We start from the raw sequence: 24,426 nt of genomic DNA, 5'->3' as shown, positions 1-24,426 counted from the left end.
CCGCGCGTCAGGAGACCGTGGTCACCGCGCGCTTGTGCCTGCCGCCCAGGAGCGCGTCGACCGAGAACTTCCCGGGGCCGACCGCGGCGAGCACCGCACCGATGACGGCGATGGTGCCGACGAGCTCCCAGCCGTTGTCGTCGACGAAGACGGTGACACCGAAGTGCGCGGTCAGGTAGGCGCCCACGAAGTTGAGGAACACCAGGATCCCGGCGACCGGGGTCAGGACGCCGAGCAGCAGCGCGGCACCGCCGACGACCTCGACGAACATCGCGAACAGCGCGGCCAGCGTGGGGGCGGGGATGCCGAGCTCGGCGAACATCGACGAGACACCGCCGACACCGTTGCCGAGCTTCTGGATGCCGTGCGCGAGCAGCACGATGCCGATCACGATCCGGGTCAGGAGCAGGGCGAGATCGGGCAGGGGGGACGGAAGCGGGCGCATGCTGTACCTCTCAACGATTGAACTTTCATCGACACCGTAACGGATACCGTGCCGGAGTTGCACGCGGGCCCGTCGCGGGGTGCGGTGGAAGGGTGCCCGACGATGTCCGACTTGCCCACTCGACGCTGTCCCACCTGCAGTGCTCGCGGACCGGTGTGACCCTCGACGCCGATGTGGTGCAGGGCCTCTCCCCCGACGGCGCCCCGCTGCTGGCCCGCTACGACCTGGACCGCGCCCGGGAGACGGTGACCCGCGAGGAGATCGCGACGCGGCCGCCGACCCTGTGGCGCTACCGCGAGGTACTGCCGGTCCGCCACCCCGCGCACGTCGTGACGCTCGGCGAGGGCATGGCCCCGCTGCTGCCACTGCCCCGCGCCGGTGCCCGGCTCGGCCTGCCGCGGCTGCTGCTCAAGGACGAGGGACTGCTGCCGACCGGGGCGTTCAAGGCACGCGGAGCCGCGGTCGGCGTCTCCCGCGCCGCGGAGCTCGGCGTGCGCGCGATCGCCATGCCCACCAACGGCAACGCCGGCGCCGCCTGGGCCTGCTACGCCGCCCGCGCCGGGCTCGGCGCGCTGATCGCGATGCCGGTCGACGCCCCGGAGATCACCCGGCGGGAGTGCGTCGTCGCCGGGGCGGAGCTGTACCTGGTCGACGGTCTGATCGGTGACGCCGGCCGGCTCGTCGCCGACGCCGTGGCCCGCCGGAACGCCGGTAGCAGCGACGGACCGGGTCACCAGGACTCTGCGAACTACCAGGACACGTCGACGCTCAAGGAGCCGTACCGCATCGAGGGCAAGAAGACGATGGGCTACGAGATCGCCGAGCAGCTCGGCTGGCGCTGCCCGGACGTCGTCCTCTACCCGACCGGCGGCGGCGTCGGGATCATCGCGATCCACAAGGCGCTGCAGGAGATGATCGAGCTGGGCTGGCTCACCGGCCCGATGCCGCGGCTGGTGGCGGTGCAGGCGGCCGGCTGCGCCCCGATCGTCGACGCGTTCGAGGCCGGGCTGCGCACCTCCACCGCGCCGGCCGACCCGCGCACGGTCGCGTTCGGGATCACCGTGCCGAAGGCACTGGGCGACTTCCTCGTGCTCGACGCCGTGTACGACACCGGCGGCACCGCCGTCGCCGTCACCGACGACGAGCTGCTGGCCGCCGAGCACGCGCTGGCCCGCGACGAGGGCACCTGGATCTGCCCGGAGGGCGCGGCGTGCGTGGCCGCGGCCGGGCGGCTGCGCGAGTCCGGGTGGCTGGCGGAGTCCGACGAGGTCGTCGTGCTCAACACCGGGTCCGGGCTGATCTACCCGGGCACGGTCACCGCCGACGCGCCCGTACTGGCCACCGACGGCGTCATCCCCTGACCGGGCGGCGCACGTCGTTGTGGACCCGTGACGCACCGTGTGTGTGCGATCCGGCACCCTGTAGGGCGTGCCCCGCCTGCGATCCGCTCCCGAGCCCCCGCCCGCCCCGCTGTCGCGGTACTGGAACGGGTACGTCTCCGACTGCGCGGACCAGGTGCAACGGTTCCACCGGATCACCGCGGTGATCGGCGCAGCGCAGGTGCGGGGCTGGCTCGGCGAGATCGGCAAGCGGCTCGACACCGAGCTGGAGGCGGTCCGCCGGCTGGCGACCGTGGGTGACTCCATCGAGCCGGCGCGGTTCCGGGTCACCGAGCCGCCCGCGAAGCGGATCGCGGGCCGGCTGCGGTCGGCGCGCGCGTCGTTCAAGGACGCCGTCGACCGGGCCGCGGAGATCGCCGAGCAGGCCGTGCTCGACCCGACCCACGGCGACGTGCGGGCGCACCTGGAGGTGCTCGGCGCGCAGGCCGGGCAGCTGGCCATCGCCGCCCCGGTGGACGAGGAGGAGCCGGAGCCGGAGGTCCCGCGGCGCCGGTGGCGCCGCACCGCCTCCTGAGACCCCGGCCCGCCCGGGTCCCAGGAGCCGGACGGGACCTCAGTACGGGCGGTCCCCCGCGATCGCGACGCGCTCGGCGACGCGGCGGTGCGGGTGGTAGTCGCCGACGGCGTAGTGCTGCAGCGCCCGGTTGTCCCAGAACGCGACTGTGCCCTCGGTCCAGCGGTAGCGGACCTGGAACTCCGGGACGTGGGCCTGGGCGAACAGGTGGCGCAGCAGCGCGTCGGACTCGGCCGGGTCCATGCCCACGATCTGCGTGGTGAACGACGGGTTCACGTACAGCGTGCGGCGCCCGGTCTCCGGGTGGGTCCGCACCACCGGGTGCACGACCGGCGGGAACCGGTCCTGCAGCCGGTCGAGCTTCTCACCGTCGAGGAAGCGGGCGAAGCCGGGCACCATGTCGTGCACGGCGACGGCGTCGTCGATCCGGGCGCGCACCGAGGCATCCAGGTTGTCGTAGGCGCACGCCATGTCGGCCCACATGGTGTCGCCGCCGAACGGCGGGGTCTGCACCATCCGCAGCACCGCACCCATCGCCGGCTCGGGCCGGAACGTGGTGTCGGCGTGCCAGATGTTCTCGTAGGTCTTCGCGCCGGCACCGAACCGGACGACGTCGGCGGCGTCGCCCCGGTCGAGCATCGGGTTGGTCTCCAGCTCGCCCCAGAGCAGGCCGAAGTCGCGCTGCTGGGCGCTGGTCAGGTCCTGGCCGGGGAAGAACAGCACCTTCCACTCCAGCAGCGCGCGGCGCAGCTCGGCGTGCAGCTCCGCGGACGGCGGGGTGCCGAGGTCGATGCCGGTGATCTCCGCGCCGAGGGTCCGGCCGAGCGGGGTGACGGTGAACAGCTCGTACGGTCGGTCCGGCCCGTCGCCGGGCAGGCGGCACAGCGTCCGCTCACCCTCGAGGAGGTCGATGGCCGGCGTCGTACGGGTTCGGTCGAGCGAGATCGTCACGACCACGATGTTGCAAGGCCGTAACGGGTACCGACAACCGGGTGTCCACACCACGGAGACGTGTCCGGTCAGGTGGGCCGGGCACCCCGTCGGACCCACTCACCTGCTGAGCGCCCGGCGTCGCCGAGGTCGGACATGATCGACCGGACGTCGCCGGGCGGCAGCGGGTAGCGCACCCCGTTGCGCACCGAGACCAGCGTCGCCGCGGTCAGGTCGTCGACGCCGACGGCGGCGGTCAGCAGCGGCACCACGTGCCGGTACTCCGAGCGGACGAGCTGGTCCAGGGCCGTCGTGGCGACCGCGATGTCGAAGTCCAGGTCGCCGGCGTCGGCGGAGTCGGCCAGGTTCAGGTTGCGGCGCTCGGCCATGACCCCGAGCAGCACCGGGTGGATACGCGGGTGGTCGCCGAGGACACGGTCCGGGTCGACCTCCCACTCCCCCGCCTCGCCGATCCCGGCGCCGCGGGCGCAGAGCTCGCGGTGGAACCGGTGCAGCGCGAGCAGCCGCAGCACCAGCTCGCCGCGCTCGTACTCGGTAGCCGCGGCGGTCGCGCCTGCGGTGGTGAGCACACCCCAGGCCCAGGCCGCCCACGCGAGCTCGGAGCCGTCGTAGCAGAGGTCGAAGACGCCCTCGGCCACCTCGTACAGGTCCCCGAGGACGTCGGCGGGGTCCGGCGGCTCGAACAGCTCGTCCCACAGGTCGGTCATGGTGATCGTTCTACCGGAGCCGGGTCTGTGACCCAGCTCGCCAGCAACCGGAGGGCCTCCTCCGACACCGATGCCGGCTCCGGTGTGTAGCCGATCATCGTCAGCCCCGGCGCTCCGGCCGGCTCCAGCCCCTCGAAGCGCAGCGACAGCTCACCGACCAGCGGGTGCCGGAAGCGCTTGACCCCGTGGCGATGTGCCCGGACGTCGTGCCGGGCCCAGCGGACCCGGAACTCCTCGCTGCGGGTGGCGAGGGTGCCGACCAGTGACGTCGTCGCCGCGGTGTCGGGGTTCCGGGCGGCCTCGACCTGCAACAGCGCGACGACGTCGTCCGCGGCCCGTTCCCAGGCGGGGAAGATCTCCTCCGCGCGGTCGTCGAGGAACACGAACCGGGCCAGGTTCGGCTCGGGGTCCTCCAGCGCCGGGGCGTAGAGCGCCGCGGCGAGCGCATTCGTGGCGAGCAGGTCGAGCCGGCCGTTCTGGACGATCGCCGGGGCGCCGACCAGCGCGTCGAGCAGGGCCCGGACGCCGTCGGGAACCGTCCGGGACGCGCCGGTACGGCGGCGCCGCACGGGGCGCCCACTCGCCGCGCCGACGAGGTCGTGCAGGTGCGCGGTCTCGACGTCGTCGAGCTCCAGGGCCCGCGCGACGGCACCCAGCACCTCCTCCGAGACACCGCCGACCTGTCCACGCTCGATCTGGACGTAGTACTCGGCACTGACCCCGGCGAGCAGCGCCACCTCCTCGCGCCGGAGCCCGGGAACCCGGCGACGCCCGGCCGAGGGCAGGCCCACCCGCTGCGGGGTGATCTTCGCGCGGCGGGTCGTCAGGAAGTCCTTGATCGCCCGTGCGGGGTCGATGGTGGCGTCGGTTCCGCCGGCTGTCTCGGGGGCCATGCCGTCCGAGGTTAGGCCGGTTGCGGGCTGGAGGGAGGGGCTGCCGGTCCCCCCGATACGCGGCGCCTGCCGGTCCCCGGCGGCGCGCGGCAGTGTCGGTGGCGACCTCACCGACGCCACCTCGACGAGAGGAGCTCCACCGTGGAGCGCATCGACTTCCCGAACGGCCCGATCACCATGGCGGGTGCCCTGTACCTGCCCGACGGCGTGGACACCACCGACGCGACCGGGCTGCCCGCCGTCGTCGTCGTGCACCCCGGTGGCGGAGTCAAGGAGCAGACCGCCGGGACCTACGCCGACCGGCTCGCCGCACAGGGCTTCGTCGCGCTGGCCTTCGACGCCTCCCACCAGGGCGAGTCCGGTGGCGAGCCGCATCACCTGGAGGACCCGTCGGCCCGGGTCGAGGACGTCCGCGCCGCGGTCGACCACCTCCAGTCGCTGGACCTCGTCGATCCCGAGCGGATCGGTGTCATCGGCATCTGCGCCGGCGGCGCCTACGCGGTGAACGCGGCCATGACCGACCACCGGATCAAGGCGGTGACCACCGTGTCCGCGCTGAACATCGGCGACGGCTACCGGCAGGGCTGGTTCGGCGCCGACCCGGTGAGCGCCGCCGTCCCGACTCTCGACGCCGCCGCCCAGCAGCGCACCGCCGAGGCGCGGGGTGCCGAGCAGGCGTTCGTCCCGTACGTGCCCGAGCCCGACCAGGTGGACGACTCCACGCCCCGCGACATGGCCGAGGCGAGCGACTACTACCGCACCCCGCGGGCGCAGCACCCGAACGCGGACAACCGGAAGCTGTTCACCCGCAGCATCGCCAGGATCATGGCGTTCGACGCCTTCCACCTGGTGGAGGACCTGTTCACCGCACCGCTGCTGGCGGTCGCCGGCAGCGAGGCGGGTTCGCTGTGGCACACCACGAAGCTGCACGGCAAGGTCCGTTCGCCGAAGAAGCTGGTGATCGTCGAGGGCGGCACGCACATGGACTTCTACGACGTCGACGCCTACGTCGACCGTGCCGTTGCCGAGGCCGTGCCGTTCTTCACCGAGCACCTGGCCGAGACGGCCTCCCCGGTGCCCGCATAGCTCCCCCGCGGGCGGCACGGACGCGCTCCGTGCCGTCGCTCTCGTCTCCACCGGGCGCGGCAGGCAGGATGGGGCCATGACGACCACCGAGCCCGCCGCGTCCACGCGGCCCTCCGGCCTCGACCTGCGCTGGGTCGACCCGGAGGTCCGTCCGCAGGACGACCTGTTCACGCACGTCAACGGCAGGTGGATCGCGACCCACGAGATCCCCGACGACCGCTCGCAGGACGGCGCGTTCCGCGTGCTGCGCGATCGCGCCGAGGAGCAGGTCCGCGAGATCGTCGAGGAGTGCGCGTCGTCGTCGCCGGAGCCCGGCAGCGACGCCCGCCGGGTCGGGGACCTCTACACCTCGTTCATGGACACCGAGCGCGTCGAGCAGCTGGGGGTCGCGCCGCTGCGTCCGCTGCTCGACGAGATCTACGCCGCGGCCGACAAGCCCGCGCTCGCCACGCTGCTCGGCCGTTTCCAGCGGGAGGGCCGGGCCGCGCTGTTCGCCGAGTTCATCGCCACCGACCTGGGCGACTCCAGCCGCTACCTGGTGAACCTCAACCAGGCCGGGCTGGGCCTGCCCGACGAGTCGTACTACGGCGAGGACGGCGACCCGGAGATCCGCACGAAGTACGTCGAGCACCTGCAGAAGCTCGCCGAGCTCGCCGGGCTGGCCGAGCCGCAGCGGGTCGCCGAGCAGGCGATGGACCTGGAGACCGCGCTCGCCGACGCGTCCTGGGACAACGTCACCAACCGCGACGCGGAGAAGACCTACACCCTGATGACGCGCGAGCAGCTGCGCGAGACCGGGGACGGGTTCGACTGGGCGCAGTGGGAGGACGCGCTGGGCGTGCCCGGGCACGCCTACGACGAGGTGATCGTCCGCCAGCCCAGCTTCGTCACCGACGCCGCGCGGCTGTGGGCGGACCGGCCGCTGGAGCAGTGGCAGGCCTGGCTCGCACTGGCCGTCGCCGGGTCGTGCGCGGAGTACCTGTCCACCGATCTGGTCGAGGAGGAGTTCGACTTCTACGGCCGCATCCTGTCCGGCACCCCCGAGCTGCGGGAGCGCTGGAAGCGTGGGGTGTCGCTGGTCGAGGGCGCCGTCGGCGAGGCCGTCGGGCAGCTCTACGTCGAGCGGCACTTCCCGCCGAAGGCCAAGGAGCGCATCGAGGAGCTGGTCGCCAACATCGTCGAGGCGTACCGGCAGTCGATCACCACGCTGGACTGGATGAGCCCGGAGACCCGTGAGCGGGCGCTGGACAAGCTCGGCAAGTTCACGCCGAAGGTCGGCTACCCCGAGCGCTGGAAGGACTACTCGACGCTCACCATCGACCCGGCCGACCTGCTCGGCAACGTCGCGCGGGCCGCGGAGTGGCAGCACGACTTCCAGTACGCCAAGCTCGGCGGCCCGGTCGACCGCTACGAGTGGCTGATGACCCCGCAGACGGTCAACGCCTACTACCACCCGCGGCTCAACGAGATCGTCTTCCCGGCTGCGATCCTGCAGCCGCCGTTCTTCGACGCCGACGCCGACGACGCCGCCAACTACGGCGGGGTCGGTGCGGTGATCGGCCACGAGATCGGGCACGGGTTCGACGACCAGGGCTCCCGCTACGACGGCGACGGCAACCTCAACGACTGGTGGGAGACCGCGGACCGCACCGAGTTCGAGTCCCGCGCCCAGATGCTGATCGACCAGTTCTCCGGGCTGTCGCCGATCGGGCTGCCGGACCACCACGTCAACGGGGCGCTGACCGTCGGCGAGAACATCGGCGACCTCGGCGGGCTGACGATCGCGCTCAAGGCGTACGCGATCGCCAACGAGGGCGCCGAGCCGCCGGTGATCGACGGGCTGACCGGTGAGCAGCGCGTGTTCTACGGCTGGGCCCAGATCTGGCGGGCCGTCACCCGCGACGCGGAGGCGATCCGCCGGCTCGCGACCGACCCGCACTCGCCGCCGGACCTGCGCTGCAACGCCATCGTGACGAACCTGGACACCTTCCACGACGTGTTCGAGGTGGGTGAGTCCGACGGGCTCTACACCGATCCGCAGGAGCGCGTGCGGATCTGGTGAGCCGTGCCCGGCGCCGGGGTTCGTTCCCCGGCGCCGGGTTCGCTCGTCCTGGTGAAGTCCGATCCATTTGTGATGGTCAATCTCTAAGCTCGGCCGACATGAGCGACCTCCCGGGTATTCCGGACGACCTCCGACGCCGGTTCGATGCGTGGAACGACGCCCGGCCCGAGCAGGAACCCAGCTCGTGGACACCGAGGACCTGGCGACGGTGGCTCGGAGATCGCGCCGTCTTCGACCGGTTGCCGGAGCGAGTGTCGCGGAATGCGGTGACCCGGCAATTCGAGGTCGCGGCGGAGTCTGCTGACGATCTGGCGCTCGTGACCGATGCCTTCATCGCCGCGATGGTCTGGGGCTACGGCCCAGTCGGTCTGGGCCCCTACCGAACCCGGCGTGTGCTCGACCTCAACCCGCACGCCCCGGGCGTCCTCGCGAAAGCACTCGACGACGCGCACAAGGGAGACCGCAAGGCTGCGTTCGAGGCGATGGCCGGGAACAAGCTGAAGTACCTCGGGCCCGCGTTCGGAACGAAGTTCCTCTACTTCGCATCCCTGACCGCAGGGCGTGACGATGCGGTCTGCCCGGTTCTCGACAGCATCGTGGCCGGGTGGTTCCGCACCCACACGACCTTCGCACCCAAGATCGCCGCATGGAGCTGGCCGGTGTACCGCCGGTACCTCGAGATCCTCGACGCCTGGTCGTCCGAGCTGGGTATCCGATCCGACCAGGTCGAGCTGCTGATCTTCGACTCCGCATGGAAGGCGGTCGGCCGTGCGGAGGTCGCCGATGATCTGCCGACGGCGCTGCTCCGTGTCCGTGAGCTCGTCGCCGATCAGTTCCCGGATCGCGAGTCCGAGTTCGCCCGGCCTCTCGACGAGCTCGACGACCTCGTCGCCCGGTCCACCGATACCGGTTCCTGATCGGCGTCCGGCTCAACCGGGCCGGACATGATCAGCTCGGCGATCTCGGCGTCGACCTCATCGACGTCCGCGCACATGCGAATCCGGCCCGCCCACGCACCGGGCCGGCGGACACGAGCGCTGCTCGACAGCTGCTCACCGCAGCCCGGATCGTGAGGAACCATCCGCAGAGCATGCTCGCTGCGGCGACGCACGAGCAACTGCGTCACGCGGTTCGCCGGACGCGACCCGGGTATCCGCGAGCCATGACGCAGAGGTTCGCCAAGGGCACGTGGGTCGCGTGGAACTGGGGCAACGGCCGCCCCGAGGCCAAGGTCGTCGACTCGGCGACCGACCGCATCGAGCGCGAGATCAACGGGTCCACCCAGTCCCGCAACGGGACCGAGGACAACCCGGCCTACGTGCTGGAGCAGTCCGACGGGCAGACCGTGCTCAAGCTCCACTCCGAGCTCGAGAAGGCGTGACCCGGCGGCGGCGCCGCCGTACGACCAGGTAGAGCACGACCAGCAGCACCAGGAACGGGACCCCGGCCTTCCACGCCGTCGAGAACTGGTCGGTGAACGGCGTCGTCAGCAGGACGGCGGCGACGAACAGCATCGCCGCGACCGTCGTGTACGGCGCGCCCGGCAGCCGCACCGGTGACGGGTCGTCCGCGGTGCGGCGACGGAACACCAGGTGGCTGGCGAAGATCAGCAGCCAGGTGGTCAGCGCCCCGAACAGCGCCAGTCCGACCAGCAGCGGGAACGCGGTCGCCTCGGCGAACACCGACACCAGCGACGCGATCACGAGGCCGGCCGCGGACAGCAGCAGCGCCCGGCGCGGCGCCCCGTTGCGGCCGGTCACCGCCAGCGCCCGCGGCGCGTAGCCGTCAGTGGCCAGCGAGTAGGTCATCCGCGCGGTGACGTAGAGGTTGGTGTTCATCGCCGACAGCGCCGCGGTGAGCACGACCGCGTTCATGATCGCTGCGGCGGCGGGGACACCGGCGTCGGCGAACAGCCGCACGAACGGCGACTCGGTGATCTCCTCGCCGGTGGACACGGTGTTCCACGGCAGGATCGTGACCACCACCAGCATCGCGCCGATGTAGAACACCGCCAGCCGCAGCACGGTGCGCCGCGCGGCGCGCGGGATGTCGCGGCCGGGCTCGCGGGACTCCGCCGCGGTCACCGCGACGGCCTCGGTCCCGAGGAACGAGAACGTCACCACCGTCAGCGCCAGCCAGATCGCGCCGATCCCGTTCGGGGCGAAACCGCCGAACCCGGTGAGCGCGCCGACACCCGCCGGCTCCCTGCCCGGCAGCCCGAACACGATCGTCACCAGGCCGACCGCGATGAACGCGACGATCGCCACGACCTTGATCATCGAGAACCAGTACTCGGTCTCCCCGAACAGCCGCACCGCGCTCGCGTTGATCGCCAGCATGACCACCGAGAACCCGACGACCGGGATCCACAACGGCAGCTGCGGGTACCAGAACTGCAGGTAGAGCCCCGCCGCGACGACCTCGCTGCCGATGTTGACGACCTGCGCGGCCCAGTACATCCACCGCTGGACGAACCCGGCTCCGCCGCCGAGATAGCGCTGCGCGATCGGCCCGAACCCACCGGCCTCGGGGTGCTTCACGACCATCTCCGCGAGCGCGTAGGCCAGCGCCAGCGCGACGACCGCGGCGACGGCGTAGGCGACGATCACGGCCGGGCCGGCGATCGAGATCGCGAGCCCGGAGCCGAGGAACAGCCCGGTGCCGATCGCGCCGCCGACGGCGATCATCCCGATCTGGCGGCCGTTCAAGTCCCGGCGCAGCCCCGTCCGCCCGTCGGCGGTGTCCGGTGCAGCAGCGTTGCCCGGAGCGGCCGGGTCCGGACCTGCGGCGGCCGATTCGTGCGTGCCCCTGCGTTCCACGACCGGCGATCCTCGCAGGGGGCCACGGCGCACGGATCAGCGCACTGGTCCGGCCGCCGGCGGCTCGACGAGCGCACGGCGGTACCAGGCGACGTCGCGCCAGGCGCCGAGCTTCCAGCCGACCCCGGCGAAGACCCCGGCCTCGGCGAACCCGGCGGCCCGGTGCAACCCGATGCTCGCCTCGTTCGGCAGGGCGATCCCGGCCAGCGCGACGACCATCCCCCGCTCCGCGAGCCGGAGCAGCAGCACGTCGTAGAGCGTGCGGCCCAGGCCCCGGCCCCGGGCGTCGGGGTGCAGGTAGACGCTGACCTCGCAGGACCACGCGTAGGCGGGGCGCGGCTTGAACGGGCTGCCGTAGGCGTAGCCGAGGATCTCGCCCTCGTCCTCGGCGACCAGCCAGGCGTGCCGGTCCTGGGCCGCCACGATCCGCTCGGCCATGTCGGCCGCCGACGGCACCTCGGTCTCGAAGCTGATCACCGTGTCCCGCACGTAGGGGGCGTAGATCGCCGCGCAGGCGGGGGCGTCGGCCCCGGGACGGGCATCGCGGATGTGCACATCCGCATCGAATCACGATGAAATGATCGCTTTCCTCCGGTAGGTATCGGTATGTGACGACGACTGCACCACCCGTCCACCGGACCGGTCTGCTGTCCGTGGTGGCCGGCCTGCTCTTCGGGCTGGCCGGGATGAGCACCTCGGGGGTGACGGTCGCGCTGCCGCTGCTGTCCCACGAGCTCGCGGTGCCGACGGGCACCGCCGCCTGGATCATCAGCGGATACGCGGTCGCGCTGGCCGTCGCGACCCCGGTGCACGGCAGGCTCGCCGACGCCGTCGGGATCCGGCTGCCCCTCTGCCTGGGCACGGTCCTGCTCGCCGCCGGCGCGCTCGGCGCCGCGCTGGCCCCGAACTTCGGCCTGCTGATGGCCGCCCGCCTCGTGCAGGGCCTCGGCGCCGCCGCTGTCCCGGTGCTGGGATCGGCCCTGCTCAGCGCCCGGACCCCGGCCGAGTCCCGCGGTGCCGCCCTCGGCCGCCTCGCCGGGGTCTCCGCGCTGATCTCGACTCTCGGGCCGCTGCTCGGTGGGGCCGCCGCGACGCTCGGGGGATGGCGCTTCGCCGTCGCGCTGCCGGTCCTCGCGGTGCTCGCGGTGCCGTACCTGTGGAGCCGCTCGGTGGTCCCCGGCGACGGCGCCCGGCTCGACCTGGTCGGCGCCGCCACCGTCGCGGTCGCCGCGACCGGGCTGGTCCTGCTGATCCAGTCCCCCAGCGCGGGGGCCGTCGCCGCCGTCGTCGGAGCGGTGCTCCTGGTCGCCGGGGTGCCGGCCGCGGCGCTGTGGGTGCGGCACCGTCCGCACGGGTTCCTGCCGCAGTCGGTCGTGCGCAACGCCGTGGTGGTGCGCAGCTCGCTGTGCGCCGCGGCGATTCCCGCGAGCTGGTTCGCGCTGCTGCTGGGCATTCCGCTGGCGCTGGCGAAGCTCGGCTGGACGCCGCTGCACACCGGGCTGATGATGCTGCCGTCCGCGGCCGTCGCCCTGGCCTGCCCGACGGTGGCGGGCCGCATGCTGGCCCGCGTCGGGCCGCGGCGGACGCTGCTCGCCGCGTGTGTGGTGACCGCCGTCGGCCTGGTCGCGGCCGGGGTCGGAATCGCCACCGACTGGGTGTGGCTGCTGGCGGTCGCGCCCGCGACGGTGACGCTGGCGTTCGGCTGCGGGCAGCCCGCGATGATCGCCGCGGTCGGTGGCGCGGTCACCGCGGACCGGCGCAGCGGGGCCATCGGTGTCGCGACGCTGTGCTTCCTCGCCGGGGCCGGCATCGGGTCCGCCGTGGTCGGCGGGTTCGCACCGGTCCTCGGGTCGGCGGCGGCGTTGTTCCTGCTGCTCGTGCTGCCGGTCGCCGGGATCGTCACGCTGGCGCTGACGAAGGACTGAGCGGCTACCGCGCGAAGTGCCGCCGGGTGCACCGTACGGCGAGCTCGACCGTCCGGTCGCTGTAGCCGCACTCCCGGGCGGCCTCCCGCACCCGGTCCGCGGCCTCCCGCAGGGCCCGGATCTGTGCGTCCCGTGTCCGCCCGGTGCCGTCGGCGGGCAGCGCGCGAAGCTGCTCCGCGCGGGTCGCGAGCAGGGCGTGGACGGCGACGACCTCGTCCGGGGTGATCTGGCTCAGCAGCGCGTCCGGCGTGGTCCCGTATGACGTCCCGGCCTCGATGTTCATCCGCCGGACGGTACGAGCGCCGAATGATCGGTTGCCGTGGTCGGGCCGCGGCATTCGCAACCGCGAACGGGGTCGTCATCCCACCGGCCTCATCTGCTCGCGTACGGCGAGTGTGTAGCGGGTGCGCAGCTCCGCCAGCCACTGGTGCTCGGTGAGCCGGCGGTCGTCGCCGGGCCGTGGCCGGCCGGTGATCTCGTCGAGGTAGACGCGGAAGCAGCCGTGCAGGCCACGCAGCAGGCCGTCGAGCAGGCACTTCCCCGGCTCCGACGGGGCGAGCAGCGTGTTGATGAGCCGGTCCTTGTGGGGGTCGCCGGGCGCGACCGGCACCTGGCCGACGGGGCACACGACGAACATCCCGCGCCCGGCGAGTACCGCCTCCTCCAGGCGGTCCCGGACGACGTCCTCGGCCGGGACCCTGTCACGGCGGGCGTCGAGCAGGTCGTGGGCGATGTGCAGGTCCTCGTGGCCGATGGCCTCGGCGAGCGCGATGACGTCGTCCGGGGTGTGCCCGACGAGCGCGGCGACGTGCTCGGCCGCGGCCTGCAGCCAGCGCAGCGCGGCGATCGCGGCGGCGCACGGCTCGACATCGGTGAGCAGCTGCGGCGGGCCGACCGGGTCGTCGTGGAGCAGGGCGTGCGCGGCCGTCAGCTGGTCCTCGGACGCGACCGGGCGGACGTGCGCGACGCCCTGCCGGGACCGGCCGTCGAGGATGCCGTCGTCGGCGAGGAGCACGGCGTCGATCTCGGCCCGGACGTCGCGGACGACGGCCTCGTGCAGCGCCCGGCCCGGGGCCGCGGCCACCAGCCGCCCGACGACGTGCGCGGCCTCCACCTGCGGGTCCCCCATGATCGCCTGGGTCCCGCCGGCCGGCCGGTTCGGGAAGCGCACGGCCTCGACCAGCCGGAACGGGTGCAGCTCGTCGGCGGTCAGCTCGGAGTAGGCGAGCCAGAGAAACTGCGAGAGCCGGGTGAGCGCGCCGGCGAGGCGCCGGGCCTCGTCGGGGTCCCACTGGCGCGGGACGCGGGCGACGCGCTCGGCGACGGCGCCGTCGCCGGTCGGCCAGGTGGCGATGATCGACGAGGCCTTGTCGTCGTAGGCGTAGGTCGTCATCTCAGTCCCACCAGAATCCCCATGCGCGGGCGCCACGGATCATGTGCCCGTACCGCTCGAGGGAGTAGAAGTCGCCGTTCTGCGGGTCCTGCTGGTCCGGGCAGAACGCGATGTGCTCCCCCGCGGCCTGCACGCACTCCTCGTCGGTGGTCGGCGGGTTCGCGACCGTGAGCGTCATCCGCGACCGGCTCAACGACACCACCAGTGCACCCCAGCGGGACTCCCAGTACCTCAGCACCGCCGACATCGACGCGAGGTCCTCGTGCACGTAGTTGCCGGCACCCGGCCAGCCGAGCACCGCCGGGGTGTCCGCGGGCCGGTGGGCGGCGACGACGGCGAGCTCACCCGGCTGCAGGAACCGCGCGTAGGCCGCCGCCTCCTCCAGCGTGGCGGCCCGCCGCGACAGGTCGGGGTACGAGTCGACGATCCGCGCCTGCGGAATCGTCTCCGGCAACGGGACTCCGCACGGGCAGTCCGGCCGGCACGGGCCGCGCCACCAGTCCGCGAGGACCTCGCGCCCGTCGAGCGCGTCGATCACGGCCGGGTCGGGGACGGCGCCGAAGGAGTGCTTCAGGTCGCTGCGGCGCACCCGGACCGGGCAGCGGCCGGTGGCCCGGGCGCTGTGCAGGAGGCTGCCGTAGAGCTCGGGGGCGGGGCTGTCGACGAAGGTGACGGCGCCGGTGGAGCCGTCGTCGGTGAGTGTCATGCCCCCTTGGACGACCGCGGGGCCGGATTCGGCTCCGGATGCCCCGGGAAGATCGCCGGTTGGGCACCGGGAGCCGCGGCGCGGTGCGCAGGGATCGGCTTCGCAGTCCGGTGCAGCCGATTCGTGTCGGTATCGGTTCTTGTTGTCGGGCCTCACATGCACCACCGACAGTTTCGGACATTGCACCACCACCTCCCGCGCACACCCGCGCCGACCTCGACCTTCAGAGGTCGATGTTCCACACACCGTGATCGGCCGCTAGCGTTCACGGTCCGCGTGATCAGCAAGGGAGTACGGGTTGACGGTCACCACGGTGGGTTTCGCGGCCGGGAGCGCGGTCGTCGTCCGCGACGAGGAGTGGGTCGTCACGTCGTGCGACCGCGCCGGTGACGGCTGGCGCGTTCGCTGCTCCGGCAGCTCCGAGCTGGTCCGGGGCACCACGGCGACCTTCTACAGCACCCTGGACGACATCCGGTCCCTCGACCCTGCCGAGGCCGTGCTCATCGCCGACGACTCGCCGAGGTTCCGACGCAGCCGTCTCTGGGTCGAGTCCGTCCTGCGCAAGACTCCGCGCGCGCTGCACGAGCCGGGGCTGACGGTCGGTCAGGAGATGCTGCTCGACCCGCTGGACTACCAGCGCCAGGCCGTCGCCCTCGCGCTCGATCCTGCCCGGCTTCGGCCGCGCCTGTTGATCGCCGACGCCGTCGGGCTGGGCAAGACGCTCGAGATCGGCATGATCCTCGCCGAGCTGTCCCGTCGCGGCCGGGCCGAACGAGTCCTGGTCGTCACGCCTCGGCACGTGCTGGAGCAGATGCAGTACGAGCTGTGGACCCGCTTCTCCCTGCCCCTGGTCCGGCTCGATTCCGACGGGATCCAGCGTGTCCGCCAGGAACTCCCGGCCAGCCGGAACCCGTTCACCTACTTCCCCAAGGTCATCGTCTCGATCGACACGCTCAAGTCCGCCCGCTACCGGGCGCACCTCGAGAACCACCACTGGGACGTCGTCGTCATCGACGAGTCGCACAACGTCACCAACTCCGCGGCACAGCGCAGCGAACTGGCCCGGGTGCTGGCCGCCCGGACCGAGGCGTTGATCCTCGCCTCGGCGACCCCGCACAACGGCAAGCCGGAGTCGTTCGCGAACCTGATCAATCTGCTGGAACCGACGGCGATCGTCGACCCCACCGACTTCGCCGTCGACGACATCCGCGGGCTGTTCGTCCGCCGCCACCGCCACTCCCCCGACGTCGCACGCGAGGTCGGAAACAAGTGGGCCGAGCGCCTCGACCCCGAGGTCGTGACCATCGAGCCGACTCCGGCCGAGGACGCGATTGCGGCGGAGCTGTCGTCGAGCCTTCTGCATCCGGAGACACCGCACACCCAGCGCGGTGGACAGCTCGTGGCGTGGCAGCTGGCCAAGGCCTTCCTCTCCTCGCCGGCCGCGTTCGCCGAGACCCTCGACGCGCGGCGGGCGACCCTCGACAAGGACGGCCGGCAGGACAGCTCCGAGGCCGGGTCGCTGCGCCGGCTACGGAAGCTGGCCGACGAGGCCGAGTCCGGGCCGTCGTCCAAGCTCGACGCGCTCGTCGCCCACCTCCGCGAGATCGGCATCGGCAGGAACAGCGACACCCGGGTTGTGCTGTTCAGCGAGCGCATCGCGACCCTGGACTGGCTGCACCAGCACCTTCCTGCGGCCCTCGGCATGCCCGAGTCCGCCTTCGCCGTTCTGCACGGGAAGCTCCCCGACCAGGCCCAGATGGAGATCGTCGAGTCGTTCCAGCTGGCCGCGAGCCCGCTCCGGATACTGATCACGGGCGATGTGGCCAGCGAGGGGGTCAACCTGCACAAACGCTGCCACAACCTGGTGCACGTCGACATCCCGTGGAGCTTGATCCGCATCGAGCAGCGCAACGGTCGCATCGACCGCTACGGTCAGGAACACCCGCCACGGATCGTCGCGCTCGCCCTGGCCACAGCGGACGAGCGCTTCTCCGGCGACGTCCGCGTCATCACCCGGCTGCTCGCCAAGGAGCACGCCGCCCATAAGGCGCTCGGCGACGCGGCCTCGCTGATGCACCTGCACGACATCGGCGGCGAGGAGACCGCCGTCCGCGACGCGCTCATGGCAGGGACCCCGATCGACGAGGTCGTACCCGACCCCCACCCGCCGGGCGAGATCGCCGACGACGCCGAGTTCGACGACCTGTTCCTCGATGCCGGCGAGTTGGTCCCCGATCCCCCGCAGGACCCCTCCGCGACGGCCGGGTTGTTCGACTCCCAGGTGGCGTTCCTGCGCGAGGCGCTGTCCGAGGCGTTCGACGGTGACCCGGCGTCCCGCATCGGCTGGCGGGAGCACCACGAGGACCGTCTCGTCGAGCTCGTCCCGCCCAAGGACCTCATGGCGCGGTTGCGGGTCCTGCCGAAGTCCTACCTCGACGAGCGCGCGGTGCGGGAGAAGCTGTTGCTCGCCGTCGACCGCGAGACCGGCGAGGAGTACCTGCGGAAGGCTTCCGACGGCAAGACCACCCAGTGGCCGGCGGCGCACTACCTGTCGCCGTTGCACCCGGTGCTGGACTGGGCCGTCGACCGGGCGCTGACCCGGCTCGGCCGCAACGAGGTGCCGGTGGTGAGCGGCACCGTCGAACACCCCGTAGCGATCATGCTGGGCACCCTGTCGAACTCCCGCGGCCAGGTGGTCATGCGGTCGGTCATCGGCATGGCGTTCTTCGCCGAGGGCGCGCCACCGGTCGCTCTGGAGGACGCCGAGGGCATCATCCGCGACGCGGGGCTCCGCGACGGCGCCGTCAACCCGCACGGCCCGAACGACCCGCTGGATGTCTCGCCATACGCGCACACCGTGCCCGAAGCGGTCGAGGCGATGCGCCAGTACATGGGCACCTTGCGCAAGAACCGTGGTGAGGAGCTGGTCGGGCCCCTGCGGGCCGCGGCCCGGGCGATCCGGAGCTGGCGTTCCCGGTCGGAGGACTACGCCCGGAGCAAGCCACCGGCCCAGGCGGCACGCGTACGCAAGCGCATCGAGGAGTACGGCCGGCAGGCCGACGAGCTGGTGGATTCGCTGAGCGCGCGACGCGACCCGATGGTCCGTGTCCTGCTGCTGCTCGTCCCGAACGGAGAGGCTCGATGAGCAGGTACGACTCGATCGTCGTCGGCAACGACTTCGTCTCCGAGCACTGGCTCGCGGAGCAGTTCCCCAGGACCGTGACCGCCCTGCGGGCTGTGTGGAAGGAACGCGAGGGCCACGGCAAGCCGACCCCGCGGTCGGGCCTCAAGGCGCTCGCCGCCGCGTTCGGCCGCACGCTCGTCCGGTATCGGGAGAGCGGGGACGAGGCCACGCTGCGGGAGCTGCACGCCCTGGTCCGCAACGCCCTGCTCATCCCCGGCGCGGAACAGGACTGGACGTCCGAGCGGGCGGGCGGCGAGATGACCGTCCGTGCCGTGGCGCCGGCGTCGGCGACCGGGACGCCGCTGCTCGTCCTGCAGGCCCACGACGCCGCGCAGGTCGAGGACCTGTTGGACGACAAGGGCGCCGGCCTGCTCCTGTCCCCCGCTCACGTCGACGGTGACGAAGTGCACTCCACCGCAGAGGTGATCTCTGGGCTCTTCCGCACCGAGGACGCACCGCCGCTGATCCTCGTGACGGCCGGCGCGTGGCTGCTGGTCGCCCAGCGCGGCAGCTGGCCGGAGGGACGCTGGCTGGCCGTCGATCTCGCGACCGTCTTCGAGCGGAACGAGACGACCGCCGCCGGTGAGCTCGAGACCGTCGCCGCACTGGTGTCCGGCGACAGCCTGCTACCGGACAACGAGGGTGCGGGGCCGCTGCTCGGCATGCTCGACGACTCCGTCAAACACTCCGAGGGGGTCTCGCAGGGTCTGCGCGACGGCGTCCGCGAGTCGATCGAGCTCCTCGCCTCGGACGTGCTGGCACGCCGACGCGCCCGCGGAATCCCGGACGACGCACCGGAGCTCGCCGCGACCCTCACCCAGCACAGTCTGCGGTTCCTCTACCGCATCCTGTTCCTGCTCTACGCCGAGGCCCGGCCCGAGCTGGGCGTACTGCCGATCGGTACGCCAGAGTACGCCGAGGGCTACGGTCTGGACCGGCTGCGCGAGCTGGTCCTCACCGACCTGACCGGTGATCGCGAACGCGCCGGGACCCACCTGTTCGACTCGCTCGGGGTGCTGTTCCGGCTGGTCAACGACGGCTACCCCCCGGACACGCTCGGCAACGATCCCGCCCCGGACGACAGCGGTGGTCTCCGATTCGAGGCGTTGCGCGCCGACCTGTTCAGCCGGGACGCAACCGCGCTGATCGACGAGGTCGGGCTCGGCAACGCCTGCCTGCAACAGGTGCTCGAGCGGCTGCTGCTGTCGAAGAAGCAGCGCAAGCGCGATCGCGGCTTCGTCTCCTACGCCCAGCTCGGGATCAACCAGCTCGGCGCCGTCTACGAGGGCCTCATGTCCTACAGCGGCTCGATCGCCCGGGACCACATGGTCGAGGTCGCGAAGGACGGCGACCCCGGCAAGGGCAGCTGGGTGGTGCCCGCCGCGAGCGCCGAGAGCTTCGAACCGGACTGGTTCGTGTTGCGCGACAACCCGGACAACGGCGACCGCGAGCGTGTCACCTACCGCCCAGGTGACTTCGTGTTCCGGCTCTCGGGCCGGGAACGCCAGCGCAGCGCCTCCTACTACACCCCCGAGGTGCTGACCCGCTGCGTCGTCACGCACTCGCTCGCCGAGCTGCTCGACCAGGACGGCACCGTCACTCCCGCGTCGCGGATCCTCGAGCTGTCGGTGTGCGAGCCGGCGCTCGGATCCGGCGCGTTCCTCATCGAGGCGATCAACCAGCTCGCCGGTCAGTACCTCACCCGACGACAGCGTGAGCTCGGTGAGGAGATCCCGCCCGAGGAGCACCAGGCCGAGCTGCAGCGGGTCAAGGCCTACCTCGCCCTGCACAACTGCTACGGCGTCGACCTCAACGCCACCGCCGTGGAGCTGGCGGAGATCACGCTCTGGCTCGACGCGATGCACCCCGGCCTGCGAGCACCGTGGTTCGGCCTGCACCTGCGGCGCGGCAACTCGCTGATCGGCGCCCGCCGGGAGGGCTGGACGGCGACACAGCTCGACGAGCGCGGCTGGATCTCGACCGTCCCGACGGCGTACGGCCTGGACACCGACTTCCCCGACGGCTCCGTCCACCACTTCCTGCTGCCCTGCGCGGGCTGGGCAGCGGTCGCCGACACCAAGGAGGCCAAGGAACTCCGCAAGGAGCGGGCCGATCGGTTACGCAAGTGGCGGCGCAGGATGACGAGCGCCCTGGACAAGTCGGAGGTGGCCCGCCTGCAGAACCTCGCGCGTCGGGTCGAGATGTTGTGGACGCTGGCCCGGCGCCGCATGGAGGCGGCCGAGACCGGCATCCGCCGCACGATCCCGGTCTGGGGCGCGGAGATCACCGGGCCCGGCGAACGTGTCGTCACCCGCGAGCAGGTCGAGCGGAGCCTCGCCGACGCCGACAGCGCCTACCGCCGGCTCCGGCTCGTGATGGACGTGTGGGCGGCGATGTGGTTCTGGCCGGTCACCACCGACGTCGCGCCGCCGTCCCGTGAGGACTGGCTGACCGCCTTGGAGAAGCTGCTCGGCACCGTCACCCGGACCGAGGCGAAGCAGGGCCGTGGGCTGTGGGGCGCCGACGCGACCTGGACCGAGCTCGACGACGCCGAGCACACCGAGACGGTGTTCGGGCAGATGGAGCCGGTCTCCGCAGTCGGCGACGATCACCCGTGGCTCCGCATCTGCGAGACGATCACCGAACGGGAGGGCTTCTTCCACTGGGAGCTCGACTTCGCCGCGGTGTTCGCGAAGGGCGGGTTCGACCTGCAGGTCGGAAACCCACCCTGGGTGCGGCCGGACTGGGACGACGCGCTGGTGCTCGCCGAGGACGACGCATGGTTCGGGCTGGCAGCCAAGCCACCGGTTGTCGAGGTGCGGCAGAGACGGACGGCGGCGCTCGCTCAGCACGGTGACGTCCGATACCTGGACGAGCGGGCGTCGCTGGCCGGGACGAGTACACACCTCGGTAGTGGAATCGACCGACCGCTGCTCGGCGGGACTCAGCCCGACCTCTACCGGTGCTTCATGGATCGCACATGGCGGACGATGGCTCCCCACGGCATCGTCGGATTGATCCATCCGGAGTCGCACTTCACCGAGGAACGCGCCGGTCAACTGCGACAGGCGACCTATCGACGGTTACGGCGGCATTGGCAGTTCCGCAATGAACTCAGCCTGTTCGAGATCCACCACACTCGCCAGTACGGCGTTCAGATCTACGGCCCGCCGCGCAACCCGGACTTCGCCAGCGCGGCCTCGCTCTACCACCCGGACACGTTGGAACGATCCCGCAGTCATGACGGCACCGGGCCCGAGCCCGGGATCAAGGACGATGACGACGGCTGGGACGTCCGTCCGCATGCAGCGCGGATCATCCGGGTCGACGAGACTGTGCTGGCGACGTGGGCTGCACTCATCGACGCCCCAGGCACCCGTCCAACTGAGGCTCGAATGCTCCGCCCGGTTACTCGCTCCAGTCAGAAAGTCCTCGACAAGATCGCCGACGCGCCGCGCTTCGGCGACATCGACTTCAATTGGACATCCGGCTGGCACGAATCAGCCGACAAGCAGGCCGGATATTTCGTCGCTCGCTCCGCCGTGCCCGAATCACTGGACGACGTGATCCTTCAGGGTCCGCACTTCACCGTCGCCACACCGTTCGCGCGGCAGCCGAACCCGACGATGCGCAGCAACCTCGACTACTCCGCCTGGGACCTGGAGCATCTACCGAAGCACGCGATTCCTCGGACCAACTACCAGAGGGCGAGACCGCGGGTTGAGTTCATCTCCGGATATCCACACTGGAACGGCGACCCCTCCAATAACTTGGTTAGACTGATCTGGAGGCGCATGGCCGACTCGGCAACGGTCCGTACGCTTCATGCGAGCTTGCTTTCGCCCGGCCCCACGCTGGTGGGTACCGTCATCAGCCTTGGCGCGGGCCCCCGGGATCTAGCAGTCGCCTCCGGGATGTGGGCCTCCATCCCTGTCGACTTCCTCGTGAAATCGGCAGGAGTCACGGAGCTCAAGACAAACGTCACCTCACGCTTCCCACATCCCCGTGACCACGTCCTCGTTCCCGACCTCACCCTCCGCGCACTCCGCCTCAACTGCCTCACCGCCGACTACGCCCCCTTCTGGTCCGAGCTGTTCGACCCTGGCTGGGGCGACGACCGCTGGACCCGCGACATCCCGGCGGGCCCGCTCGGCAAGGTCGAGCGGGAGTGGACCATGTCCACCCCGCTGCGCCGCGACGCCGAACGCCGCCAGGCCCTCGTCGAGATCGACGCACTCGCCGCCGTCATGCTCGGCATCACCGCCGAGGAGCTGTGCTCGATCTACCGCACCCAGTTCGGCGTGCTGCGGAAGTACGAGCGGGTCATGCAGTTCGACGCGAACGGCCGCCAAGTGCCGAAGGACGTCCTCAGGGACTACGAGAAGCGAGGCGACCGCGCCGACCTGGGCCGCTACGAGCTTCCCTTCACCGGTGTCGACCGGGAGAAGGAGATGACCATCGCGCACGACGAGTTCCTCGGCCGCGCAGCACGACGAGAGGCACGCACATGAAGGCCGACACGCTGAGCCTGAAGCAGCTGTTCCAGCGCGACGTCCGCTACGTCATTCCCACTTTCCAACGCCCGTACGTCTGGAATCAGGACGATCAGTGGGAGCCGCTGTGGGAGGACGTGCGCAACGCCTCGGAGCGCTATCTCACCGAGCTGGATGCCCTGGGAGGCGATGCCGGAGCGGTCGGCGCGAAAGCCGAGGAACGGGTGGGCCGGCACTTCATGGGTGCAGTGGTGCTGCAACAGCGCCCCAACGCCGCCGCCGAGCTGGAGACCCGTGACGTCATCGACGGCCAGCAGCGCCTCACCACGATGCAGCTCCTCGCCGACGCTGCTCAGCAGGTCGCCGAAGACGACGGGTTCGCCAAGGAGGCGAAGCGTCTGAGCCGCATTGTCGTGAACCAGTACGCCGATGGCGACGACGAGTTCAAGTTGTGGCCCACTCGCCTCGACCGCGACGCCTTCCGCGCCGTGATGCGCAACGGCGCCGACACCACCGCGTTCGAGGCGTCGCGGATCGCCCAGGCCCACGAGTTCTTCCGTCTCCAGATCCGCGAGTGGATCAACTCGGTCAACGGGGCGGAACGCGCCCGGCTCGTCCACGGGCTGGAGACCACTCTGTTCGCGTTGGTCCAGCTCGTCGTGATCGACCTGTCGACCGACGACGATGCCGCCGTCATCTTCGAGACCCTCAACGCCCGCGGGACACCGCTTCTTGCCTCCGACCTGGTGAAGAACTATGTCCTTCAGGCCGCGACCACCGCGGGACTCGACGCCGACGCCCTCCACACCCGGCACTGGGAACAGTTGGAAACCGAGTGGTGGCGTACCGAGATCAGACAGGGCCGTCTCTTCCGTCCGCGTCTCGACAACTTCCTCGGGCACTGGCTCGTCATGCGCACCGCAACCGAGGTGCAGTCGCACGACGTCTTCCCGCGTTTCCGGGAGTACGTCGAGAACGCCGCACGCCCGATCGACGAGGTCGTCGCCGATGTCGCGCGGATCGCCGCTGTCTACCGAACCCTCGAGACCGAGGCGGCGGATCCGTCTCTGGCACGGTTCCTGTACCGATGGCACACCATCGAGGCCGGCGTCGCGACACCGGCCCTGCTCTGGCTGCTCTCCGCGCCCGAGATCGCCACGGAAGCACGTGATCGCGCCCTGACTGCAATCGAGAGCTTCCTCGTTCGGCGCATGCTGTGCCGCCTCACCACCAAGGACTACAACCGGCTGTTCCTCGATCTTCTCGAACGACTACACGCCGACCCCACGCTCACGGAGGACCCCGTCGTGACGTTCTTCGCCGAGCAGGAAGCCGACTCACGCGAGTGGCCGGACGACTCCCAGCTCACCGCGGCTTTCACCGAGCTTCCGCTGTTCCGGCTCCTCACCCGGAACCGCCTCCGTATGGTCCTGGAAGCGCTCGAGCTGTCACTGCGTGGGCGTTTCGCCGAGTCGATGGAGGTTCCGCGGAACCTCACCGTCGAGCACGTCCTCCCCCGGGCGTGGACTCGGAACTGGCCGCCGCCGGTCGGCGACGACCAGCACGACGCAATCGCCCTCCGGAATCGATTGCTCCACAGCGTCGGCAACCTGACCCTGCTCAACGGCAAGTTGAACTCCGCCCAGTCCAACGGTCCGTGGACCGACAAGCAGAGGGCTCTCGACCAGCACTCCGTGCTGTACCTGAACAAGCGTCTACTCGACCGGTACCGCGACGCGCATTGGGACGAAGAGGCGATCCGGGACCGTGGAGTCACGCTCGCGGAGCAGGCGGCAGCGGTGTGGCCATCGGCGAAGGCGATGGTCGACTGAAAATCGCAATAGTTGT

19 protein-coding genes are annotated in these 24,426 nt (G+C 71.4%); 10 read left to right on the top strand and 9 right to left on the bottom strand.

Annotated elements, in window-relative coordinates:
* Positions 1-7: 7 nt before the first annotated feature.
* Positions 8-445, bottom strand: a complete 438-nt coding sequence (locus ACLE50_RS14135; RefSeq protein WP_410943984.1) for a DoxX family protein — start codon at positions 443-445, stop codon at positions 8-10.
* Positions 446-537: 92 nt separating this feature from the next.
* On the opposite strand from ACLE50_RS14135, the gene ACLE50_RS14130 reads away from it, so the two are divergent.
* On the top strand, positions 538-1,806 hold the full coding sequence (locus tag ACLE50_RS14130; RefSeq protein ID WP_410943983.1) for a threonine synthase: 1,269 nt from the start codon (positions 538-540) through the stop codon (positions 1,804-1,806).
* Between the two features lie 67 nt (positions 1,807-1,873).
* The gene (locus ACLE50_RS14125) at positions 1,874-2,359 is read left to right on the top strand and encodes a hypothetical protein (protein WP_410943982.1); all 486 of its coding nucleotides are present in this window, start codon (positions 1,874-1,876) and stop codon (positions 2,357-2,359) included.
* 39 nt (positions 2,360-2,398) lie between these two features.
* Here ACLE50_RS14125 and ACLE50_RS14120 read toward each other — a convergent pair whose 3' ends face one another.
* From ACLE50_RS14120 to ACLE50_RS14110, 3 genes are all read right to left on the bottom strand, one after another.
* Positions 2,399-3,310, bottom strand: a complete 912-nt coding sequence (locus ACLE50_RS14120; protein WP_410943981.1) for a TauD/TfdA dioxygenase family protein — start codon at positions 3,308-3,310, stop codon at positions 2,399-2,401.
* A gap of 68 nt (positions 3,311-3,378) precedes the next feature.
* Positions 3,379-4,017, bottom strand: coding sequence for a hypothetical protein (locus ACLE50_RS14115; RefSeq protein WP_410943980.1), 639 nt, complete (start codon positions 4,015-4,017; stop codon positions 3,379-3,381).
* Entirely contained in the window at positions 4,014-4,910 is an 897-nt protein-coding gene (locus ACLE50_RS14110; protein WP_410943979.1) for a helix-turn-helix domain-containing protein, read from the bottom strand. The genes ACLE50_RS14115 and ACLE50_RS14110 overlap by 4 nt, the downstream gene beginning before the upstream one ends.
* A gap of 141 nt (positions 4,911-5,051) precedes the next feature.
* Here ACLE50_RS14110 and ACLE50_RS14105 point away from each other — a divergent pair, with 141 nt between their 5' ends.
* From ACLE50_RS14105 to ACLE50_RS14090, 4 genes are all read left to right on the top strand, one after another.
* A complete protein-coding gene (locus ACLE50_RS14105; protein ID WP_410943978.1) occupies positions 5,052-5,996 on the top strand; it encodes an alpha/beta hydrolase in 945 nt (314 codons plus the stop codon).
* Positions 5,997-6,072: 76 nt separating this feature from the next.
* Positions 6,073-8,058, top strand: a complete 1,986-nt coding sequence (locus ACLE50_RS14100; protein WP_410943977.1) for a M13 family metallopeptidase — start codon at positions 6,073-6,075, stop codon at positions 8,056-8,058.
* A complete protein-coding gene (locus ACLE50_RS14095; RefSeq protein ID WP_410943976.1) occupies positions 8,055-8,975 on the top strand; it encodes an 8-oxoguanine DNA glycosylase OGG fold protein in 921 nt (306 codons plus the stop codon). The genes ACLE50_RS14100 and ACLE50_RS14095 overlap by 4 nt, the downstream gene beginning before the upstream one ends.
* 245 nt (positions 8,976-9,220) lie before the next feature.
* Positions 9,221-9,439 carry a hypervirulence associated TUDOR domain-containing protein gene (locus ACLE50_RS14090; RefSeq protein ID WP_410943975.1) on the top strand — a complete coding sequence of 73 codons (219 nt, stop codon included), beginning with the start codon at positions 9,221-9,223 and terminating at the stop codon, positions 9,437-9,439.
* On the opposite strand, the gene ACLE50_RS14085 is transcribed toward ACLE50_RS14090, so the two are convergent.
* Together ACLE50_RS14085 and ACLE50_RS14080 are read right to left on the bottom strand one after the other, a co-directional pair.
* Positions 9,408-10,778, bottom strand: a complete 1,371-nt coding sequence (locus ACLE50_RS14085; RefSeq protein WP_410944170.1) for an amino acid permease — start codon at positions 10,776-10,778, stop codon at positions 9,408-9,410. The two genes, ACLE50_RS14090 and ACLE50_RS14085, sit on opposite strands and share 32 nt — an antisense overlap.
* 135 nt (positions 10,779-10,913) lie before the next feature.
* Positions 10,914-11,432 carry a GNAT family N-acetyltransferase gene (locus ACLE50_RS14080; protein WP_410943974.1) on the bottom strand — a complete coding sequence of 173 codons (519 nt, stop codon included), beginning with the start codon at positions 11,430-11,432 and terminating at the stop codon, positions 10,914-10,916.
* A 53-nt stretch (positions 11,433-11,485) separates the two neighbouring features.
* On the opposite strand from ACLE50_RS14080, the gene ACLE50_RS14075 reads away from it, so the two are divergent.
* Complete coding sequence (locus ACLE50_RS14075) at positions 11,486-12,802, top strand: MFS transporter (protein ID WP_410943973.1); 1,317 nt, start codon at positions 11,486-11,488, stop codon at positions 12,800-12,802.
* 4 nt (positions 12,803-12,806) lie between these two features.
* Here the strand turns inward: ACLE50_RS14075 and ACLE50_RS14070 are convergent, their stop codons facing one another.
* From ACLE50_RS14070 to ACLE50_RS14060, 3 genes are all read right to left on the bottom strand, one after another.
* The gene (locus tag ACLE50_RS14070) at positions 12,807-13,085 is read right to left on the bottom strand and encodes a hypothetical protein (protein WP_410943972.1); all 279 of its coding nucleotides are present in this window, start codon (positions 13,083-13,085) and stop codon (positions 12,807-12,809) included.
* A gap of 75 nt (positions 13,086-13,160) precedes the next feature.
* A complete protein-coding gene (locus tag ACLE50_RS14065) occupies positions 13,161-14,195 on the bottom strand; it encodes a MoxR family ATPase (protein ID WP_410943971.1) in 1,035 nt (344 codons plus the stop codon).
* Position 14,196: 1 nt separating this feature from the next.
* Positions 14,197-14,901, bottom strand: a complete 705-nt coding sequence (locus ACLE50_RS14060) for a DUF4253 domain-containing protein (RefSeq protein ID WP_410943970.1) — start codon at positions 14,899-14,901, stop codon at positions 14,197-14,199.
* A 298-nt stretch (positions 14,902-15,199) separates the two neighbouring features.
* On the opposite strand from ACLE50_RS14060, the gene ACLE50_RS14055 reads away from it, so the two are divergent.
* The 3 genes from ACLE50_RS14055 to ACLE50_RS14045 are packed head-to-tail and all read left to right on the top strand — an operon-like array spanning position 15,200 to position 24,410.
* Complete coding sequence (locus ACLE50_RS14055; RefSeq protein ID WP_410943969.1) at positions 15,200-18,046, top strand: SNF2-related protein; 2,847 nt, start codon at positions 15,200-15,202, stop codon at positions 18,044-18,046.
* The gene (locus ACLE50_RS14050) at positions 18,043-22,596 is read left to right on the top strand and encodes a restriction endonuclease subunit M (protein WP_410943968.1); all 4,554 of its coding nucleotides are present in this window, start codon (positions 18,043-18,045) and stop codon (positions 22,594-22,596) included. Before ACLE50_RS14055 ends, ACLE50_RS14050 begins: the two co-directional genes overlap by 4 nt.
* Positions 22,593-24,410 (top strand): DUF262 domain-containing protein, encoded by a 1,818-nt coding sequence (locus ACLE50_RS14045; RefSeq protein ID WP_410943967.1) that lies wholly within the window; start codon positions 22,593-22,595, stop codon positions 24,408-24,410. Before ACLE50_RS14050 ends, ACLE50_RS14045 begins: the two co-directional genes overlap by 4 nt.
* The last annotated feature ends 16 nt before the right edge of the window (positions 24,411-24,426 follow it).

Origin of the sequence: Pseudonocardia phyllosphaerae, from assembly GCF_046546475.1 — a bacterium.
Taxonomy (GTDB): Bacteria; Actinomycetota; Actinomycetes; order Mycobacteriales; family Pseudonocardiaceae; genus Pseudonocardia; species Pseudonocardia phyllosphaerae.
Note: the sequence above shows the minus strand (reverse complement) of the source record. Positions and strands in the feature narration are given on the sequence as shown.

Bases quoted from the DNA above. Each gene is read 5' to 3' on its own strand.
- ACLE50_RS14065 (WP_410943971.1), bottom strand. From the start codon at position 14,195: ATGACGACCTACGCCTACGACGACAAGGCCTCGTCGATCATCGCCACC.
- ACLE50_RS14115 (WP_410943980.1), bottom strand. From the start codon at position 4,017: ATGACCGACCTGTGGGACGAGCTGTTCGAGCCGCCGGACCCCGCCGAC.
- ACLE50_RS14090 (WP_410943975.1), top strand. From the start codon at position 9,221: ATGACGCAGAGGTTCGCCAAGGGCACGTGGGTCGCGTGGAACTGGGGC.
- ACLE50_RS14135 (WP_410943984.1), bottom strand. From the start codon at position 445: ATGCGCCCGCTTCCGTCCCCCCTGCCCGATCTCGCCCTGCTCCTGACC.
- ACLE50_RS14060 (WP_410943970.1), bottom strand. From the start codon at position 14,901: ATGACACTCACCGACGACGGCTCCACCGGCGCCGTCACCTTCGTCGAC.
- ACLE50_RS14100 (WP_410943977.1), top strand. From the start codon at position 6,073: ATGACGACCACCGAGCCCGCCGCGTCCACGCGGCCCTCCGGCCTCGAC.
- ACLE50_RS14110 (WP_410943979.1), bottom strand. From the start codon at position 4,910: ATGGCCCCCGAGACAGCCGGCGGAACCGACGCCACCATCGACCCCGCA.
- ACLE50_RS14070 (WP_410943972.1), bottom strand. From the start codon at position 13,085: ATGAACATCGAGGCCGGGACGTCATACGGGACCACGCCGGACGCGCTG.
- ACLE50_RS14050 (WP_410943968.1), top strand. From the start codon at position 18,043: ATGAGCAGGTACGACTCGATCGTCGTCGGCAACGACTTCGTCTCCGAG.
- ACLE50_RS14045 (WP_410943967.1), top strand. From the start codon at position 22,593: ATGAAGGCCGACACGCTGAGCCTGAAGCAGCTGTTCCAGCGCGACGTC.